13 protein-coding genes are annotated in these 20,726 nt (G+C 37.7%); 11 read left to right on the plus strand and 2 right to left on the minus strand.

Going from position 1 to position 20,726, the window contains the following annotated elements; all coding sequences use genetic code 11:
• Positions 1-238: 238 nt before the first annotated feature.
• A complete protein-coding gene (locus tag AC0L7T_RS12455) occupies positions 239-712 on the minus strand; it encodes an Lrp/AsnC ligand binding domain-containing protein (RefSeq protein ID WP_020891309.1) in 474 nt (157 codons plus the stop codon).
• A 484-nt stretch (positions 713-1,196) separates the two neighbouring features.
• Between AC0L7T_RS12455 and AC0L7T_RS12460 the strand changes: the two genes are divergently transcribed.
• A complete protein-coding gene (locus AC0L7T_RS12460; RefSeq protein ID WP_473342966.1) occupies positions 1,197-3,953 on the plus strand; it encodes a S9 family peptidase in 2,757 nt (918 codons plus the stop codon).
• Between the two features lie 73 nt (positions 3,954-4,026).
• On the opposite strand, the gene AC0L7T_RS12465 is transcribed toward AC0L7T_RS12460, so the two are convergent.
• Positions 4,027-5,049, minus strand: coding sequence for a LacI family DNA-binding transcriptional regulator (locus AC0L7T_RS12465; RefSeq protein WP_473342967.1), 1,023 nt, complete (start codon positions 5,047-5,049; stop codon positions 4,027-4,029).
• Positions 5,050-5,412: 363 nt separating this feature from the next.
• Here AC0L7T_RS12465 and AC0L7T_RS12470 point away from each other — a divergent pair, with 363 nt between their 5' ends.
• The 10 genes from AC0L7T_RS12470 (at position 5,413) to AC0L7T_RS12515 (ending at position 20,340) form a co-directional block, all read left to right on the plus strand.
• Positions 5,413-6,666: a DUF6807 domain-containing protein gene (locus tag AC0L7T_RS12470; protein WP_473342968.1), complete on the plus strand. Its 1,254-nt coding sequence runs from the start codon at positions 5,413-5,415 to the stop codon at positions 6,664-6,666.
• Positions 6,667-6,694: 28 nt separating this feature from the next.
• Positions 6,695-7,567, plus strand: coding sequence for a ThuA domain-containing protein (locus tag AC0L7T_RS12475; RefSeq protein WP_473342969.1), 873 nt, complete (start codon positions 6,695-6,697; stop codon positions 7,565-7,567).
• A gap of 57 nt (positions 7,568-7,624) precedes the next feature.
• Positions 7,625-9,046, plus strand: coding sequence for a Gfo/Idh/MocA family protein (locus AC0L7T_RS12480; protein WP_473342970.1), 1,422 nt, complete (start codon positions 7,625-7,627; stop codon positions 9,044-9,046).
• Positions 9,047-9,067: 21 nt separating this feature from the next.
• Complete coding sequence (uxuA, locus tag AC0L7T_RS12485; protein ID WP_473342971.1) at positions 9,068-10,222, plus strand: mannonate dehydratase; 1,155 nt, start codon at positions 9,068-9,070, stop codon at positions 10,220-10,222.
• A 285-nt stretch (positions 10,223-10,507) separates the two neighbouring features.
• A complete protein-coding gene (locus AC0L7T_RS12490; protein ID WP_473342972.1) occupies positions 10,508-11,392 on the plus strand; it encodes a glycerophosphodiester phosphodiesterase in 885 nt (294 codons plus the stop codon).
• Positions 11,393-11,641: 249 nt separating this feature from the next.
• Positions 11,642-12,214 carry an RNA polymerase sigma-70 factor gene (locus AC0L7T_RS12495; protein WP_473342973.1) on the plus strand — a complete coding sequence of 191 codons (573 nt, stop codon included), beginning with the start codon at positions 11,642-11,644 and terminating at the stop codon, positions 12,212-12,214.
• Between the two features lie 149 nt (positions 12,215-12,363).
• Positions 12,364-13,332 (plus strand): FecR family protein, encoded by a 969-nt coding sequence (locus AC0L7T_RS12500; protein ID WP_473342974.1) that lies wholly within the window; start codon positions 12,364-12,366, stop codon positions 13,330-13,332.
• Between the two features lie 136 nt (positions 13,333-13,468).
• Positions 13,469-16,978 (plus strand): SusC/RagA family TonB-linked outer membrane protein, encoded by a 3,510-nt coding sequence (locus AC0L7T_RS12505; RefSeq protein ID WP_473342975.1) that lies wholly within the window; start codon positions 13,469-13,471, stop codon positions 16,976-16,978.
• A 12-nt stretch (positions 16,979-16,990) separates the two neighbouring features.
• A complete protein-coding gene (locus AC0L7T_RS12510; protein ID WP_473342976.1) occupies positions 16,991-18,988 on the plus strand; it encodes a RagB/SusD family nutrient uptake outer membrane protein in 1,998 nt (665 codons plus the stop codon).
• 368 nt (positions 18,989-19,356) lie between these two features.
• Positions 19,357-20,340 carry a DUF6807 domain-containing protein gene (locus AC0L7T_RS12515; RefSeq protein WP_473342977.1) on the plus strand — a complete coding sequence of 328 codons (984 nt, stop codon included), beginning with the start codon at positions 19,357-19,359 and terminating at the stop codon, positions 20,338-20,340.
• The last annotated feature ends 386 nt before the right edge of the window (positions 20,341-20,726 follow it).

Raw genomic sequence — 20,726 nt, forward strand, 5'->3', positions numbered from 1 at the left:
TAGACTAATTATATTTTGATCCACAAATATATAACATTAATCTATTTTTTATTGTTCTATAAGAAAGGAAATAATATCAAATAATGCTTAAATGGTCACCTAAATTATTGATAGTCAGTAGAATAATATTAAAAAATTACCATCAGTTAAAATAGTAAATATTGAAAAAAACATATACAATATACAAAAACCTAAATATATTTTTTATTTAGATTTAGTCTTAATAATTAAATTTCACCTACTTCTTGTCAGTAGCGAGATGAATGGGTCTGTTGATACTTTCCTCTAATACGATGAGCGTTTCTGTTCTATCAATACCTTCTACCAATTGAATTTTGTTCAAAACCTCCCTTAAATGATTGGTGTCCTTACAGATTATTTTTGCAAAAATGCTATAGTTGCCAGTGGTATAATAGGCATTTATTACTTCAGATATATCTTTGAGTTTTTCAATTACAGTATCGTAAAGGGAGCTTTTTTCTAAATAAATACCAAGAAAGGCAGAAATGTCATATCCTAGTTTTGAAAAGTCAATGTTTAATGTAGCACTTTTAACTACTCCGAGATCTTCTAATTTCCTCATTCTAACATGAACAGTTCCCGAAGAAACGAAAACCTTTTTGGCGATCTCTGTATAGGGGGTTTTAGCATCTTTGTTGAGGAGAGATATGATTTTTAGGTCTACATTGTCAATATCTAAAATTTTGTCCATTTTTCAATAAGTTAATTGTTGATTCCAAAATAAAGATCTGCTTAAATTATTAAATTGTCAAAGAATTTAAAGACTATTTTTGTTTTTAGGAATAAGAAAATGCCATAATTGCTAAATTCATGTTCATTTAAGCTTTTAAAATAACCCTTAGCTAAAAAAGAAGTTGGTTATGGTTGATAAATGGTTTTTCCAGTAGCTATTTTTTAAAAGCTTTGACATTTAACCGTAGGATGATCTCTACTGTGAATTTTTTTGCGAAAACGTTATGATTAGCCTACTCCAACCAGAGGTTTTGAAGATTTTTCCCAATAAATAACTTATCGGGACGACCTCCGATCATTTTTGTTTCTTTGTTTCAAGCAGGAGTTTGAAAGTTCATTTTTTCTATTGAAAGGAATATGGAAAAGATTATCTTAGGAACTTATTAGTTTTCACTTAACAATTTCAAAAATTGAGATTCTATCCGATTGTACTTTTTCTGTTTATGACCTTCAATTTGGGAGCTCAACAAATAAAACCCTCTCTAACCCATCAGGATTATGACCATTGGGAAAGCATTGCAAATAAGCAAATCTCCAAAAATGGTAAATGGGTGGCGGTGGAAATTGCCCTTCAAGATGGTGATGGCAGGGTTCAATTGACTGAATTAACAGCTACTACTAAGGAAATAATTATCCCAAGAGCAAGCAAAGTGGTATTTTCTGAAAATAGTCGATGGATGATAGGATTGATCAAAACGGAAAAAGACAGCATCAGGCAACTTAAACTCCAAAAAGTAGAAAAGGAAAACTTCCCTGAAGACAGTCTACTGCTGGTTAATTTAAAAAGCGGCGAAATCTTTAAAACGCCAGGAGTTGGAGGGTACAAAATGCCAAAAAAGGTAAAAAATTGGTATGCTTATCAAGTACCGTCTAAAGCTGTGGAAGATACAAGCAACATTGAAACCAAATCTATAAAGGGTAAGGATGAACCTTTTGACCTAACTATTAAAAATTTTATTGACGATAAATCTTACACCTATGAAATGGTATTGGATTACGGTTTTTCAGATAACGGTAGTAAAGTGTACATGGTTAGTAAAAAGGAAGATTTAAAGGGAGATTATAAAATTATAACGCTACTGGATTTAGAATCAGGGGATGAAAATCAGTTGATTGATAGCTTGACAGTTTATAAGTCTCCAGTTTTCTCTTCCAATGGAACCCAATTTGCTGTTTTGGGAAGCACTTCAGCTGTTAAAGAAGACATCAAAGATTTCCAATTGTATTTGTTGGATGTTGATGGGAATTTTAAGCATTATGATAGTATTCCCGATCAAATTGACCACAGGATTAGCGAGCATTTTCCTCCTTCATTTTCAGATTCCGATAAATATTTGTTTTTCGGCTGGAATCCACAGCCGAAAACCTATCCCTATGCTTCTGACTCCAGTATCTTAGAAGATGAAAGGGTAAACCTTGATATCTGGGGCTGGCAAGACAAAGAGATTCAACCCATGCAACTAAAAAACCTGGAAGATAAAGAGAAGGAAAGTAAAGTAGCTGTTTATCATGTTAGTACTGGTGAAATTTACGCATTAGGTGATAACTTCAGCAGTGATATTCATTTCAACAGGTTTAAAAAAGGAGATTGGGCAATTGTCCGTGACAATAGTCCCTATCAGAGGGCTTATAGCTGGAATATACAGATAGGAGAGGACCTTAGCCGGGTGAATTTGAAAACAGGCGAGATAGAGCTACTGGCAGAAAATGTGATAGGGAATCCCCGGATTTCTCCAGCTGGAAAATTCGTGTATTGGTACAATGCTCCAGATAGCTCATGGCAGGCCATTCATCTCGAAAGTAAAACAAAGATAGAACTGACTTCAGAAATTAATGAGGCCTTCCACAATGAATTGCATGATAGTCCATCTTTAGCGGGAAGTTATGGTAGTCCCGGTTGGTCTGCAGATGATGAATTTTTCCTTGTCTACGGAAAATATGATGTTTGGAAAGTTGATCCCTTTAAGCTTGATGAAGCAAAGAACCTGACCAGGGGTAAAGGTGGTGAAAGTGAAATGACTTATCGCTTATTAAACTTGGATTCTGAAAAGGATTATTTCGATTTGAATGATGAAATGATGCTTAGTGGATTTGAAAATGAAATCAAGAGCAGTGGGTTCTTTCGTGGAGATTGGAAGGGAGACAAGCTGCCAAAAACGCTGGTTTATGGAGAAGCGAATTATTATGGCCTAAAAATAGCCGAAAATAATAAACGGTACATTTATCAGAAATCTACTTTTAAAGCAAGCCCGGATGTTTATTATTCTAATGCAGATTTTCACAATGAGCATCAAATGAGTCATGTTAATAAGCAACAAGAAGAAATTAACTGGGGAGATGTAGAGCTGGTAGATTTTCTTTCCAACGATGGGGACAAAATGAATGGGCTTCTTTTTAAGCCCGAAAATTTCGATCCGAACAAGAAATACCCAATGATGGTTTATTTTTATGAAAGAAGGTCGGATGCATTGCATCATTATTATTCCCCAGTGCCATCTGCATCAATAATCAATATTCCCTATTTTGTAAGCAATGGGTATTTGGTATTTGTGCCAGACATAAAGTATAAAATTGGATTACCTGGACCAAGTGCGTTTGATTGCATTGTTCCTGGTGTTCAAGCGATGATTGCGAAAGGAATTGTAGACAAAGACAATATTGGGATTCAAGGCCAAAGCTGGGGAGGGTATCAGGTGGCCTACGTCATTACCCAAACCAACATGTTTAAAGCCGCAGGAGCAGGCGCACCTGTAGTCAATATGACATCTGCCTACGGTGGTATCCGTTGGGGTACCGGCATGAGTCGAATGTTTCAATACGAACAAACCCAATCGCGGATTGGTGGAACACTTTGGGAAAAACCATTGTATTATATTGAAAATTCACCATTGTTCTATACTGACAGAGTAGTTACACCTACCCTGATCATGCACAATGATAAAGATGGCGCGGTCCCCTGGTACCAGGGGATTGAGTTTTTCATGGCCTTAAAGAGAAACGATGTTCCTTCCTGGTTATTGGTTTATAATGGGGAAGACCATAATCTGAAAGAGCGGAAGAATAAAAAAGATTTGAGTATTCGATTGTCTCAGTTTTTTGACCATTACCTTAAAGGGAAGCCGGCACCCTTGTGGATGACAGAGGGAATTCCGGCCACAGAAAAGGGCAAGACCTTGAAATATGAGCTAAGCAATGATTAGTACTTTGTGCCATTAAATGACTACCAAACTCGGACAAGTATATTAATATTTAGGAATAGAGAAGAGAAGTGTTTTATCTTTTGGAAGACCCCCGTATAATCAATTCATGCCTTAGCGTAATTGTGTTTGTTTTTTGAAGAATTTCCTGGTGTTCATCATCGAGATGGTTGATTAGGTTTTTCATGGCCACTTCGCCCATATGGTAACTTGGATAATTTATAGTACTGAGGTTAGGTTCCACCATTCTGGAAATCAGGTCATTGTTAAATCCTACGATAGCCATGTCCTCAGGTACTTTTATTTTTTTCTTTTTTAAAGCCATCAAACAACTTGCTGCACAGGCATCGTTGGAAACGAGTATTCCATCCGGACGGGGTTTTAATTTTAATATTTTTTCCACAATCCGGTCTCCTGATTCTTCCCCAAGATCATTGGTGATCACATTTTCTTCTTTAAATACCAAGCCATGATCCAAAAGCGCATACTTATAACCTTTCAAACGATCTGAATAAACGTTTATTTTAAGGTTTCCTAAAACATGGACTATTCGTTTGCAACCTTCTTTGATTAAATGGCTGGTTGCATCATAAACCGCCTGGGTATTATTAATTACTACGCCAGTGCAATTATTGTCTTCCGGTACCCTGTCAAAGAAAAGGACAGGGATTTGCTTCTTGAAAAAAGGTGCAAAATGTTCAATATTGTCCGTTGTGCCTGCTTTTGATACCAGAAGACCATCCACCCGACTGTTAAACATGGTGTTGGCATTGGTTACCTCTTTTTCCAAGGATTCAGTAGATTGACTGATTATTAGATTGTAACCTGCCTGAGTGGCGATTTCCTCCATTCCAGCCAAGACAGAAGACTGAAATGGACTGTTTAATTTGGGGATAATTACACCAATACTTTTGGACCTTTTTTTTCTTAGACTAGAAGCAAAAATATTGGATTGGTACCCCATATTTTTTGCAGTATTAAGGATTTTTTCTCTGGTAATTTCTTTTACTCTAGGGTGATTACTCAGCGCCCTACTTACAGTGGTAGGAGACAAACCTACTGCTTTGGCGATATCGTAAATCGTAATTTCTTTATTCATTTAATAATTGCTTTGCCATATATAAACTTAATTATACTTAAAATTATAGATTAATGCAACCGATTTCAATAGATAGAAATCTATGTGCATTATTCCGTAGGTAAGGATTTAAGCAGCTAAAAAGAGATTATATTTTATGGATAAGTTAAATTTAAAATATTATACATGAATTTAATCGCTTATATGCCAATAATGTTAATATTATTGTGTGGGTCAAAAGAAATTTAGCTTTAAAAATGGTTTTTTTTAGAATATTTCCAATTAAAAGAGAGATAAAATTTTATGAAATCGGTTGTATTGAAATAAATATATTGATATGTTTACGGAAAGAGAGGTTTAAAATAATATTCAATATAACTCCTAATGAAATTTAGTAAAATCCTTTGTTTTTTTATGGGCTTTGGGATGCCATTTTTAGGAATGGGTCAAAAAATTGCCGAAATATCATTTGATGAGGTGGTTACTTCTAAATTTGGATATCCTGTATCATTAGACCTTAATTCCATTACCCATTTGCCGGACTCTTTATTGGTTTTGATGGACGTCACCTCAGGAAAGCCCATTCATGTCCCTTTTCAGGTAGATAATTTAAATGGCAGAAATATATATTGGATGATCGTGCCACAATCCAATAAGTATCAGTCGTCCCATTTGTTTGAACTTCACAGAAAGGCCAAAAAAGAGAATCACAATGATTTTTTAGCTTTTGAAGCTACTGAAAACAGCTTAGTCATCAAGAAAAACGGAGAAAATTTGTGGCAATACAATCAAGGTATTGCTTATCCTCCAGAAGGCATCGACAGTGCTTATGCGCGAGGTGGTTTTGTCCATCCTATGTGGACTCCTGGTGGTAAGTCTTTAACCAGGATTCAACCTAGCGACCATTACCACCATTATGGACTTTGGAATCCATGGACTAGGGCAACCTACAAAAATGAGCTTATAGATTTTTGGAATTTAATGGAGAAGCAAGGAACTGTAAGGTTTGCTAATTTTATTAATAGAACCTCAGGTCCGGTCTTTGCCGATTACAAAGCACTACATGAACATGTAGTTTTGAAGGATAGAAAAGTTCCGGAGATAGCCATGACTGAAGTGCAAGGTACTCGGATCTTTGCGCTGGAAAAGGACAATGATTATTACCTGGCCGATATCAGTATTGTATTGAATACAACACCTGATGAGCCTGTTGTTTTGGAGGAGTACAGGTATGGAAGTTTAGGTTGGAGGGCGACTGAAAAGTGGAACCGCAACAATAGTGAAGTGATTACATCAGAAGGCTTGGACAGGAAAACAGCAGATGGTAGTTTGGCAAGATGGTGTATCGTTCAAGGGGAATTGGATGAAGATTATGGTGCTGTCGTTATGATGTCCTATCCCGCAAACTTCAATCATCCTGAACCCTTAAGGATTTGGCCAGAAGACATGTACGATAGGGGAGATATGTACGCTAATTTTGCCCCAACTAAAAATAGGGATTGGAAATTAGAACCTGGTAAATCGTACCAACTCAATTATCGTTTTTTAGTATCTTCGAAGAAGATTAGTCCAGAAGAAGCAGAGGCTGCATGGATGCAATTTGCGCATAAACCAATCATAACAATTAATAAATTTTAATTATTAGTATAAAACCAACTATACAAAAATGAATAATAGTACAATAATTTCTATACCATTAAAACAGCTCCAAATCTTTGTCTTATTGGCTATTTTATTGGTTTCAGGCATTGTCTTAGCTGAAGCTAAGACACCAAAGAATCATTTGAAAAACAAGAATGTCTTGGTATTTACCAAAAATGGAAAGGGTTTTGTCCATGACAATGTCCCTTTTGCAGTTGCAAGTTTAGAGAAATTGGCTATTGAATATAAATTTAAAATAACGGTAACAGATGACCCCAACTATTTTACCGATGTCAATCTTCAATCTATAGATTTGATGGTATTTCCAAGTACCAATAATGAGGTATTTACAAACAATGAACAAAGGTTGGCTTTCAGAAGATACATTCAAGCAGGTGGTGGGCTAGTGGGGCTGCACTCCGTAATGGGTACAGAGAGAAACTGGGAATGGTTTAAGATGCTTATTGGAGGCACTTTTGTAGGGCATCCTAAATACCAGAAACTAGCCATTAATAAAATTGATAAAAGTCACCCTTCAATGGAGGGAATACCTAATATATGGGTTAAAGAAGATGAATGCTACTTGATGAAGGAGCTTTATCCAGGGGCTAAGGTTTTAATGGCGCATGATTTGACTTCCTTAAATGGAGAGCAGCATGAGATGGTAATGGAGAAAACGGCTCCATTTCACAGGTATTATCCAGCCGTTTGGCACCAGGATTTCGATGGAGGAGTAGCTTGGATTACAGCATTAGGGCACAATAAGAAAGATTATGAAGACCCAACTTTCCTAAAGCATATTTACCAAGGCATGAATTATATTGCCAGTCGCATTTCTAAAAAAGATTACTCAGAAGCATACGCCAATGCCTGGGATAGCCCTGTAGATTTTAAATAAGCATTAGGCTTTCAATAATAAACAATAGACAATAGAACAATTTTAAAGAGTGCTTCTATGAAAAACACCAAAAACACCAATGCATCCAGAAGGAAATTTATAAAATCAACGGGTAAGGGGGCAATAGCTGCTTCTTTGGCCGTAACTGGTTTTCCTACCATTGTTCCTGCTTCTGTTTTAGGGAAAAATGCCCCTAGTAATAAGATCAATATAGGTCAGGTAGGTTTTGGAAGAATAGCCATGACCCACGATTTGCCCGAAACCCTGAAAAACGATATCGCTAGAGTGATTGCTGTGGCAGATGTTGATAGTAATCGTGGAGCACAAGGCAAAAAGTGGATTGAGGATGTTTATCAGAAAAAAACCGGTAAATCCAACTATGTGGATGTAAAAGTATATGACGATTTTCGAGAAATGATAGCTCGAAAGGATTTAGATGCGGTTATTGTAAGTACGCCTGACCACTGGCATGCACAACCAGCAATGGAAGCTGCACTGGCAGGTAAAGATGTATACCTTCAAAAACCTACCTCTTTGACAATAGAGGAAGGAAGAATGTTGAGTGATACTATCCATAGGACAGGAGCTATTTTTCAAATGGGTAGTCAGCAACGTTCACAAAATCCCTGGCCACAGTTCAAGAGGGCTTGTGAGTTGGTGCGTAATGGACGAATTGGGAAAGTTGAAAGGATATTTATTGGTTTGCCAGGAGATCCTGCGGGTGGAACGGCTACAGAGATGCCGATTCCTAAGAACCTCAATTATGAAATGTGGTTAGGCTCTACTCCTTGGGTTCCTTATACCTTAGACAGGGTGCATTCTCAGGATGATATTACATCCAGGCCTGGTTGGTTGAGATGTGAGCAGTTTGGAGCAGGGATGATCACAGGATGGGGTGCACACCATTTAGACATTGCACATTGGGCCATGGGTAAGGAATATTCTGGTCCAATAGAAGTTGAAGCGACTGCTTCCTTTCCTACCGAAGGCCTATGGTCTGTTCATGGCGACTTTAAAGTAAAAGCCAAATATGACAATGATGTTATCATGGAAGTAAGTGGTAATTATCCCAATGGTGTGCGTTTTGAAGGGACTGAAGGCTGGATTTTCGTTGCGCGGGGTAATGTAGGTGTAACAGCCAGTGATCCTGTGCCTGGTGGGAAAGCAAGTGATGCTTTTAAGGCCAGTGATCAAAAAATCTTAAGTTCTGTAATAGGGCCTGACGAAATTCACCTTTATGATAGTGAAGAACAGCACAAGAACTGGCTGGACTGTATTATCTCCAGAGAGCAAACCATCGCACCAGTTGAAGTGGCGCATCGTTCTTGTAGTGCTTGTTTGGTTTCTCATATTGCGATGAAACTTCCCCGGAAATTATATTGGGATCCCGTTAGAGAAAAGTTCAAAAATGACGATGAGGCCAATGCGATGTTGTCACGTCCCCAAAGATTCCCTTATGGTTCTTCTAATGTTATTTAATTATTCGCATTAATAAAGTTTATGTCGTTAATTCAAAGCTGGCGTTGGTTTGGCCCCAATGATTCAGTAAGTCTTCAGGATATTTTACAGGCAGGAGCTACAGATGTAGTTTCTGCCTTACATTATATTCCTCATGGAGAAGTATGGCCACTGGAAGAGATTTTAGAAAGGAAGGCCTTGATAGAAGCTGCAGGATTAAAGTGGACAATAGTAGAGTCTGTTCCTGTTCATGAAGCCATTAAAACCAGGAGCGATGCAAATGAAAAATACCTTGATAATTATAAAGCAACTTTAAAAAATCTCTCGAAAGCTGGCCTTAAGCTGGTATGTTATAATTTCATGCCGGTTTTGGATTGGACCAGGACTGATCTTTCTTATGGCTTACAAAACGGGGCCAAAGCCCTTTTTTTTAATTGGGCAGATCTGGCCAGTTTTGACAAGTATATATTGCAAAGAAAGAATGCTTTCTCCTATTACAGCAATGAAGTAGTTGAATTAGCGAAACAGAGGTGGCTTGAAATGACTGAGGAAAGGAAAAATGCCCTTTCTGACATCATCCTTATGGGCGTGCCTACTGAAAAGAGCATGACTCGAGAAGACCTTATGAATAGTATTGCTATTTATAAGGAAATTGGAAAAAATGGACTTAGAGACAACCTTGTATACTTTCTAAAGTCCATACAGCAGACCTGTGAAGAAGAAGGAATAACGATGACCATTCATCCTGATGATCCCCCATTTCCAATATTAGGTTTACCCCGGATTGCATCAAATGACGAGGACTTACTGTATATTTTGGACAAAGTGCCGGAATCTTTCAATGGCATTTGTTTTTGTACTGGGTCTCTAGGTGCAGGAGCACACAACGATCTACCTGATATTTTAGCCAAGATTGGTGATAGGGTTCACTTTGCCCACCTTAGAAATGTGAAAAAGAACAGTAGAGGCGATTTTTACGAAGCCGATCATTTAAATGGCGATGTAGACATGGTAGCCATTATGCAACAGCTAATTAAGTTGAATAAAAACCGAAATACCCCCATTTTTTACCGACCTGACCATGGCCATCAGCTTTTAGATGACCTTGGTAAGCAAACCAACCCTGGTTATTCCGCAATAGGACGACTTAAAGGATTGGCAGAGTTGAGGGGTTTGGAAATAGGTTTGGATAGGTAGGTGCTTATTTAATTCACTCCCAAAATTTACACTAGTACACCACAATTTTGGCGGTATTGATTTTTTTTATGCCACAATACTGACAAAATCCCGATTCAATTTAACTTCAAAACCATACTTTTTCCCAAAGTTTAGCATCCAGGTTTAAATAATTATCAAGTCCTTGTTATCAATTTGATTTGGAGGGTCATTCCTGGGACTAATGGTTTGAAATTTTCATAAAAGGGAATTACCTTGTTAATTCATCGCAAACAAGAAATTTGATTAAATTCATCAGAAGAAAACATGCCCATACAAAATTCGATTAACAATAGGATTTCTATTAATGTAGTTCGTGGAAAAGCCATTTCAGCCTTTTTCATTTTATTATTGTTGGTGAATGGAACCCTGCTTCAAGACACCATGGCTCAAAGCATAGAAATGCCTAGTAAAGGATTTTGTGCACACAGGGGTGCCATGACCAGTCACCCTGAAAACACCATTCCTGCCTTTGAACAGTCCATTTTATCTGGGGCTCAAATGATAGAATTTGACGTTCAGTTTAGCAAGGATTCTGCGCTCATCATCATGCACGATGGTACTGTGGACAGGACCACCAATGGAAGTGGGGAAGTTGCTTTGATGGATTCAAAAGCGCTAAGAAGCCTGGATGCTGGAAGTTGGAAAGATGAGGCCTTCGCCGGGACAAAGGTGCCTGTTTTAAGAGAAGTTTTAGAGATGATGCCGGCTAATATTTGGTTAAATGTTCATTTGAAAGGTGGATATGAGCTGGGTAAAAAAGTGGCTGAAGTTATTCTGGAAATGGGAAAAACCCATCAGGCAGTAATGGCCGTACAGGAGGAGGCAGCAAATGGGGCAAGGTCAGTCTCAGATAAAATTTTGATCTGCAATATGGAAAGACAATCTGGTGGATTGGACTATGTGGAAGGGACCATTGCCATGGGTGCAGATTTTATTCAGCTAAAAGGTCCAATAACTCCAGACTTTAAAAAATATGCCAAAAGCCTCCATGAAAAAGGCATTGGCATCAATTTTTTTGGTACAGATGATCCCGTCGTTTTCAAGCAATTGTTTGACCTGGGAATAGAATTTCCCTTGGTGAATGACATTGTAACCGCCATGAAACATGCCGATAAGTTTGGGATTGTACCGGTATCTATAATAGAATAATGATTTTAATTACCCTGCGATAGATTTGAAGTTTTTCTTGCGTAAAGGAAATTTTACTTATTAGGTGATTTGAAGTTTTTAAATTCGGTTGTGAAGTGATTTCATCCTGGAATAGGTTGTATTTTGACTATTTCGGATTTTAATACATCATAATATTTTTTATTGAATTTATCAATCTTTATACATTTTTTTGATAAATAAAAAATAGCTTTATTTAACGGTTAAAATAGCCTATAAAGCGAATTGAATTTGTCAGATAAGGAACTTAGTCGACGCCTTTACCTCGGTAAAGAAGAGGCTTTCAATGCTATCTATGAGAAGTATTGGAAGAGACTCTATTGCTATGCATTCAAAATATTTGAAGATCAGACAGTTTGTGAAGATATCGTTCAGGAAGTCTTTGTTAAGTTATGGGAAAGAGCTCAGCTTAATGAAATAGAAAAATTGGACAATTATTTGTTTAAGGCTGTGAAGTTTCAAGCCTTAAATGCTGTAAGAAACCTTAAACAAACCACTGATTTTGAAGAATTTTTTAATCATTTGCCAGATAATTTGGGAGTAGATCTACTTTTGGAAGAAAAAGAGATGGCGCTAAAATTGGAAATGATTGTAACGACTTTGCCTATGAAGTGCCGTGAAGTATTCGTTTTAAGCAGAGAGAGACAATTGTCCAATAAAGAAATAGCAGAGAAATTGGGTATTTCCAAAAGAACTGTTGAGGCACATCTTAATAAAGCATTAAAAATAATTAAAAATAATATTGGCGAAATATTTGTCTGTTTTCACCTATTTTTAAATCATATTTTTACAATAAATTTTTAAAAACCACAAATTCATAAAATAATAATTTTAAAATAATTGATTAGTTTGATTAATGATTTATCAAAAGTTCTATTTGCATAAAATAAATTTTACTTTAACTAGGTGTAGACTGGGTTTCATGTTACTTATAAATGACAAGTATGAAATCAATGGACAAGAAAAATTTTATTAGATTATTAAAGAAGCAATCAAAAGGGGAGGCAAGTCCTGATGAAGTGGATCAAATAAAGCATGTATTCGATCTTCTTCAAAAAAGAAAAATTGATTGGTCACTTTCTACAGACCAGGAAAAAGAGCTTAAATTAAGAATAAAGGAAAAAATAGATAGCAATAAAAAGGAAGTTAAGGTTTCTTTTAAACTAAATACTGTATTGAAATGGGCTGCTATTTTAACCCTCGGCTGCTCACTTACCTATTTGTTGATTTCCTCGGTAAATGAAAAATCATACAAAACAGAATGGGTTGAAAAAGTCACTAGTGAAACCCAAAAGAGAACGGTTACTCTTCCTGATGGATCAGTGATTTATATGAATACCAATTCAAAGGTTCGATTTCCTTTACGTTTTGAGGAAGGTACTAGAGAAGTTCATTTTGAAGGGGAAGGATTTTTTGAAGTTATAAAGAATAAACAAAGACCTTTCGAAGTTTACAGCAATGGTGTTATTACCCGCGTTTTGGGCACCTCCTTCAATATTTCAGCAGTTTATAAAGACCATGTGGAAGTTGCTGTTGCTACAGGTAAAGTCGAGGTAGCAGAAGATTTACCAGGAACTCCAAATTTCACCGCTATTGAACCTAATCAAAAAGCCACAATAAATAAGGGAAATAAAGAAATTCACATTGAAAACATTGATGTCGATAAGTTTTTGGCCTGGAGAGCAGAACAGATGTTTTTTGATATGCTCCCATTTGATCAAGTAGTAAAAGCTGTAGGAGAAATGTATCATGTAGATTTTGAAATCAAGGGCGGAGGAATTGATTTGTGTCCCGTGCGTGCGTCTTATTCCAATGACAACCTCTATTCAATTCTATATGGGTTGAAAAACATTGTTGATTTCAAATGGAAAAAAGTGAATGATAGGAAAATCATTATAGAGTATAAAGGATGTATCAATTAACTGAAAGTGCCTATGTAATACAACCGTTTTAAAACCAAATAAAACCGGAACTGCTGGAACAGCTCCGGAATTAAATCAAAAGGTAAAACCCGAAAACGGGTAAAACCTACATTTATTAATTTAACCTTACAAAAGTATGAAAAATTATTTACTGAGGATAATTGTGCGTATTTCAAAACAAACATTAAAGCTCTTTCTTCCCATGCTGCTAGGTCTTCAGACCTTGATCGCTGAACCTTCTACTAGCCAGGGATTAGAAGACTATCAAATTCAACTTCAGGTAAGTGATCTGAAGTTGGTGGATGTGTTAAGTCGGCTTGAGCAACAAACGGATTTTGTCTTTGCCTACAACCAAGCTGTAACAGTGGACAAAACAAAAGTCACATTAAATATAGCTACTGACCTAAAAAAGGTTTTAGAGCAACTATCTGGCATGGTGGCTTATGATTTTAAAAGGGTCAATGAAAATATTTACGTAATTAAGAAGCCGAAGGTTAAGCACTTTTCCATTGCTTCAACAAATACACCTGCTGATAATTTCGCTATAGCTATTAGTGGAACAGTGGTAGATGAGGGTGGAATGCCCATACCTGGTGTTACGGTATCCATTCCAGGAACCTCAATAGGAACAGCGACGGACTTGGAGGGAAAATACACATTGAGTGTTCCTGAAGGGGCAACTATTGTATTTTCATTTATAGGGTACCAATCTCAAAGTATAGAGGTGGGCACAAGAAGTGTAATTAATGTAACACTAGTTGAAGACATCTCTTCCCTTGAGGAAATTGTCGTGGTTGGTTTTGGGGAGCAAAAGAAGGCAAACCTGACCGGTGCAGTAACAACCATTGACGCAGGGGTGATCGCTGAAAGACCTGTTCAAAATGTGGGCCAAATGCTTCAAGGGGTTATTCCCGGCCTGAACTTGCAAACAGGTGGCCTGGGAGGTGAATTGAATCAGTCTTTGAACTTCAATATTAGGGGAGCAGGAACGATTGGACAGGGATCAAGTTCTTCTCCATTGGTATTGATTGATGGAATGGATGGGGATTTGAATGCGCTTAATCCGCAAGATGTAGAAAGTATAACTGTTTTGAAAGATGCTGCTGCGGCATCTGTATATGGTTCAAGAGCGGCATTTGGTGTGATTCTGGTAACCACCAAAAGTGGTAAAGAAGGAAAAGCAAAGGTGAATTATAACAACAATTTCCGTTTTGGCCAACCTAGAGGTTTACCGGACATGATGGATTCTCATACTTTTGCATTGTACTATAATGAGGCTGCCTATCACGCTGGTCGAAGCCCTATATTTAGTGATGAAACAATAGAAAGAATTGTAAGCTATCAAGAGGGAACCCTTGAGGCTTCTACCATTCCTGATAATAATGGTGAACGTTGGCAATATTACTCTACATCAAATGGTAATACCGATTGGTTTGCAGAACAATACAAGTCACTGACATTTAGCCAGGAGCACAATGTAAGTGTCAATGGAGGTAGCGAAAATGCAAAATACTATGTATCTGCAAATTATCTGGACCAAGGAGGGCTTACCCGACACGCTGATGATAATTTTAATAGGTATGGCATCACTGCTAAAGTTGACCTAAAAATCAATGACAAGGTTAGCTTTTTATACAACAACAGGTTTGTGAGGGAATACTTTACAAAAGCCACGCATTTAAACGATCTTTTTTACCATAATGTAGCAAGGAGATGGCCTACAGTTCCGGTAAAAGATCCCAATGGATATTATTCTTACCCTTCTGAAATCAATCAGATGAGAACAGGAGGTAGGGTAAATAATCTGAAGGATTTTTATTACATGCAAGGGCAATTGACCTATACACCAAAAGAAAACTGGAACATAATTGCCAGTGTTAATTATAGGTTGATCAATACCAATAATGACAACAATGTGCTGCCTGCTTTTGCTTACGATGTGGATGGAGAAGCCTATCCCGCACCTGTTTACTGGAGTGCAGCCGGCCATACTGCTGTAAGTCAATTCAATCAAAAAGAAGACTTTTTCACAAGCAATATTTATTCAGATTACAGCTTCAATGTAGGTGAAGGACATAATTTCAAGGTAATGGCTGGATTCAATTCTGAATTGAATAAATACAGAAATATCAGTGCCAGTAGGACCGGTTTAATTACGCCTACAGTAATCTCTATCAATACAGCTACAGACAATTTCCAAAATGCAGGTGCCCTTAATCATTGGGCTACCGCAGGTTTCTTTGGACGATTGAACTATAACTATAAAGAAAAATACCTCTTTGAATTCAATTCAAGGTATGACGGTTCTTCGAGGTTTATCCAGGATTTGAGATGGAACCTATTCAACTCTGCTTCTATGGGGTACAATATTGCCAGAGAAGATTTTTGGACATGGGATGACAAAATCCAAATGTTTAAGATAAGGGGATCATATGGAGAGCTGGGTAACCAGAATACATCAAGCTGGTACCCTTTTTACCTTACCCAACCTTTTTCTGTCAATTCCGGAAGTTGGTTAGTGAATGGGGTTAAGCCAAATACAGCCAATGCTCCTGGACTTATCAGTAGGTTTATGACCTGGGAAAGGGTAAGAAGTTACAATATAGGTTTGGATATGGGAATGTTTGACAATAGGCTGACGGTGAATTTTGATTACTTCAACCGGTTGACTTTAGATATGGTTGGACCTGCTCAGGAATTGCCGGTAATTTTAGGTACAAGTGTTCCACTCATAAACAATGCAGATTTAAAATCTTGGGGATTTGAGTTAGAATCAACTTGGAGAGACAATATTGGAGATTTTAATTACAGTGTAAGAGGAGTGCTTTCAGATGATCAGATGAAAGTAACAAAATATCCCAATGATACCTATAACCTTAGCCAATGGTACGAAGGTGAGTTAAGTGGCAATATCTGGGGTTATGAGACAGTGGGCATAGCAAAAGATCAGGCCGAAATGGATCAGCATTTAGAAACGACCAATCAAAACCAAATGGGAACCAACTGGATGGCCGGAGACATCATGTACAAAGATGTAAATGGTGATGGAACTGTTAACGGAGGTAGCAATACCCTTGAAGATTCCGGTGACCGAAAAATAATAGGTAACTCCACGCCTCGATTCAGGTACAGCCTTGACTTATCCGGACAATATAGAAATTGGGATTTTAGAATTTTTATCCAAGGAGTGGCCAAAAGAGACTGGATGCCTAATGGACCATATTTCTGGGGAACCGGAGGTCAAAACATGTGGCAGGCAGCTGGATTTATGGAGCATATGGATTTTTACCGAGATGAGAATTCACCAATGGTACAAGCCGGACTGGCCAACGTGAACCTTGATTCTTACTTCCCAAGGCCTGTTTTTGATAATGGTAAAAATAACCAGACCCAAACCAGGTTTTTACAAAGTGCGGCCTATATGAGGCTGAAAAACTTGCAATTTGGTTATAGCATACCATCTGAAATTGTTTCCAGAATTGGTGTGGGCAATGCTCGCTTTTACATCTCAGGAGAAAATCTTTTGACCTTCTCTAAGCTGTCCAAAATATTTGATCCGGAATCTGTGGGCTTATCCGGTTGGAATGACGGAAAGACCTATCCTTTCTCAACTGTTTATTCATTGGGTTTAAATGTTAACTTTTAAAGAGAATTTGTGATGAGAATACATATAAAATCAAAATTATATATAGCCTTTGCAATGGTATTGCCATTGTTGAATATGTCTTGTAATGAGTTTCTGGAAAGAGAACCTTTATCCGTAGTAACCCCTGAAGCTTACCTTCATTCTGAAGCTGATCTATCAGCTTATACTATTGCTAATTATGCTTTTCCTACGCATTCCGGATGGAATGTAGGTACCTTTGGCTATGACAACCATACAGACAACCAAGCCACTACCAATGCCAGTAATTTGTGGATACCCGGAGAGCGTAGGGTGAGTCAAACTGGCGGCTCATGGAATTTTGGACAAATTAGAGACATGAATTATTTTCTGGAAACTGTTGTCCCTCGCTGGAAAGAAGATGGGATTTCTGGAAATACTTCAAATGTGGAGCATTATATAGGAGAAGGTTATTTTCTGAGGGCCTACGAATATTTTAATAAGGTTCAGAGTTTAGGGGATTTTCCAATAGTTAAAACTACACTTCCTGATGATATGGGAACCTTAACTGAAGTTTCCAAACGAAAACCTAGAAATGAAGTGGCCAGGTTTATTATTTCTGATCTTGATTCTGCCATCAACCTATTATTGGTTAGCCCTCCGGGTGGAAAAAACAGGATCAATCAAATGGCAGCATTGAATTTCAAATCTAGAGTTGCACTACATGAGGCCACCTGGCTGCTTTACCACAAAGGTACTGCACATGTACCTGGGGGACCGGGATGGCCTGGTGAAGGCGATAACCCAGGATTTAATTTAGACATCGATCAGGAAATAGATTACTTTCTCAATGAGGCCATGGAAGCGGCTGAGTTGGTTGCTGATCAGGTTTCATTGACCACCAATACCCTAGATGATGGCTATGATTCCTCAGAAAATCCTTACCATAAAATGTTTGGGGACTTGGACATGAGTCAGTATGATGAAGTATTACTTTGGAGACAATACGACCATACCTTGGGTATACGCCACAATATCAATGCTTATATCAATTCCAACGGAGGGAATACAGGTTATACCAAAGGTCTTGTTGAAAGCTTCTTGATGGCCAATGGACTACCAATCTATGCTGCAGGTTCAGGATACCATGGAGATGATTATATTGCTGATGTAAAGGCAGATAGAGACAACAGGCTTCAGTTATTTATGAAGGATGAAGGTGAAGTCAGGTTAATAGGCCAAACCAATGCAGATGGATCACCAGTCCTTATCACTCAACCAGAGATCATGGGTAATCTGGAAACCAAATACGTTACTGGATACGGCATTAAGAAAGGCTTTAGCTATTTGCCTTCTCAAACAGTAGGTGAAGCAGGGACCGTAGGATCTATGGTGTTCAGAGCAGCGGAAGCCTACCTGAACTATATTGAAGCCTCTTACCTTGCCAATGGAAGCATTGATGCAAAAGCAGCTGCTTATTGGGAAGCATTAAGGGTGAGGGCTGGCGTTAGTCCGGACTTTAACCTTACGATAGCCAATACCATTATTAGCAAGGAAGCTGAAGGGGATATGGGCACTTATTCTGCCGGAGAAATGCTTGCAGATCCTATTTTGTACAATATTAGAAGAGAAAGAAGGAATGAATTGATTGCAGAGGGCATGAGGTTCTTTGACCTTAAACGCTGGAGAGCTTTGGACCAACTTAAAACAGATCCTTACATAATAAAAGGGTTCAAACTTTGGGGACCAATGAAAAGCTGGTATGTGGATGAGGATACCAATGAGACTTTATTAATCCCAGCCGGCTCCAATGATTCAGCCACTCCAAATGTTTCTAATCCTGATGAAAGTGATTACCTATTGCCTTACAGGATCATGCTTGGAGGTACCAATTTGGTGAAAGATGGTTATAAATGGGCTACCGCTCATTACCTGGAGCCAATTGCTATCCAGCATTTTATCATCACCTCCCCTAGTGGAGATCCTTCGAATTCTGTTATTTACCAAAACCCGGGTTGGTCACTACAGGCCAATGAAGGTGCATTGGAATAGTAGCTTACCTGTCTTTAAAACTAATTTCTAAAAAGCAATACCTATACGGGTATTGCTTTTTTATGTAAAGGACATTTCCAATTTCCATATAGGTGACTGAGCGGAGCCGAAGTAATTGAAAACTCTTCCTATTAATATAATAAGTAGCAGATACAAACGCCTAGCCAGTACCGTTTGAGGATAAAAAAGTATAATTGCAAAATACAGCTAGATGGTGAATAGCATTCGAAAGCGTCTCTTTTGACCCTTTTAGGGGTGGTTTTCGGAACCCTTAAATAAAAACTTTATCCACCCATTAGAGGTACTTTAATTCTGTTTTCTTAAATTACTCGGACGGCAGTAAATTTCAATACCTAAAAATACAAATAATGAATCCTAAAAATTTTCTTTTAGTAATGATGTTGGTTTGCACCCTGACAATACAAAGGGGATTCTCTCAACAAGTGAGCTTTGTACAAACCGAAGACCAAATCGATCTATTTCTGGACGACAAATTGGTTACCAGTTATAAAATTGGAGAAAATTTACTAAAACCCTATCTTTTCCCAATTTTATCACCTTCAGGTGCAGTGGTAACGAGAGGTTTCCCAATTGAGGAAAGGCAAGGAGAGAGCAAAGACCATCCCCACCATACCGGACTTTACTTCACCTATGGAAGTAACGAAGAGGTCAATGGCAACAGTTTTTGGAATATCCATGATATCCCCCCTCAAATCAAACATATGGAAGTGTTGGAAATAAAGGAGGGGAAAAATAAAGGGTATTTGACCACCTTAAGCCATTGGATAGGTAAGGACCACAAAGCGCTACTTTCTGAAACCCGTAAAATGGAATTTTCTTTTATAAAAGACAGGTACATTTTTAATTTTGACATTGTTTTGAAGGCTTTGAGCCTACCGGTAACTTTTGAAGATACCAAAGAGGGGATGTTTGCTATCCGGGTAGCAGATTGGCTGGCAGAAAAGTCCAACCAATCCGAAATTAAAAACACAGGTGAATACTTAAATGCAGAAGGAGATCGAACAGAAAAAAACATCTGGGGAAAACGTTCAAGCTGGGTAAGACTAGAAGGAGAAAAGGATGGCAAAAGAATAGGGATTGCCATTTATCACCATCCCGAAAGCACAAATTATCCCACTTATTGGCATGCAAGAGGTTATGGATGTTTTGCAGCAAACCCCATTGGACAGTTTGATTTTCAGAAAGGTCGCCATTTAGAACAACCTGAAAAGCGTACCTTAACATTACAACCAGGAGAAGAAGCCAAGTTCAAATTCAGAGTAACCATTTATGAAGGGGACCGAACCTTTGAGAATTTTAATCAGGAATTTATAAAATTCAGTCGAAAATAGCCTGACCAATGAAGTATAACTTAAAAAATCTTGCCACACTCAAAAAAATAGGTATCAATGTCATCAACTAATAAATAGGCTATATTCTTTTAACCTTCCCTTCTTTTTTCCGTCAATTGCATTGGGCTCACTTTGATGAGCATCAACACAATTGTCTTAATTTTTTTAGGAAGAAAAGGCAATAACTGTCAGATTCCCAGTTGTCCTAAAATTTGTGTTTTTGGGCATGATGGGTTAAAGTTTAGCCCCTTCAAATATCATAAACTATAGCGATGCTTCAAAAATTCGCCACTGTATTTTTTTAAGATCAATTGGATTTAGAAAATTTCTTCTCGAATGATCTTAATGAAATTCTCTCTGTTTAATGATTTTTTAACCACTTGTAA

The sequence above is a fragment of the Cyclobacterium sp. 10D3-21 genome (assembly GCF_055809755.1).

Coding starts and splice junctions, on each gene's coding strand:
- AC0L7T_RS12490 (WP_473342972.1), top strand. CDS start 10,508: ATGCCCATACAAAATTCGATTAACAATAGGATTTCTATTAATGTAGTT.
- AC0L7T_RS12500 (WP_473342974.1), top strand. CDS start 12,364: ATGGACAAGAAAAATTTTATTAGATTATTAAAGAAGCAATCAAAAGGG.
- uxuA (WP_473342971.1), top strand. CDS start 9,068: ATGTCGTTAATTCAAAGCTGGCGTTGGTTTGGCCCCAATGATTCAGTA.
- AC0L7T_RS12465 (WP_473342967.1), bottom strand. CDS start 5,049: ATGAATAAAGAAATTACGATTTACGATATCGCCAAAGCAGTAGGTTTG.
- AC0L7T_RS12510 (WP_473342976.1), top strand. CDS start 16,991: ATGAGAATACATATAAAATCAAAATTATATATAGCCTTTGCAATGGTA.
- AC0L7T_RS12505 (WP_473342975.1), top strand. CDS start 13,469: ATGAAAAATTATTTACTGAGGATAATTGTGCGTATTTCAAAACAAACA.
- AC0L7T_RS12475 (WP_473342969.1), top strand. CDS start 6,695: ATGAATAATAGTACAATAATTTCTATACCATTAAAACAGCTCCAAATC.
- AC0L7T_RS12460 (WP_473342966.1), top strand. CDS start 1,197: ATGACCTTCAATTTGGGAGCTCAACAAATAAAACCCTCTCTAACCCAT.
- AC0L7T_RS12515 (WP_473342977.1), top strand. CDS start 19,357: ATGAATCCTAAAAATTTTCTTTTAGTAATGATGTTGGTTTGCACCCTG.
- AC0L7T_RS12470 (WP_473342968.1), top strand. CDS start 5,413: ATGAAATTTAGTAAAATCCTTTGTTTTTTTATGGGCTTTGGGATGCCA.
- AC0L7T_RS12455 (WP_020891309.1), bottom strand. CDS start 712: ATGGACAAAATTTTAGATATTGACAATGTAGACCTAAAAATCATATCT.
- AC0L7T_RS12480 (WP_473342970.1), top strand. CDS start 7,625: ATGAAAAACACCAAAAACACCAATGCATCCAGAAGGAAATTTATAAAA.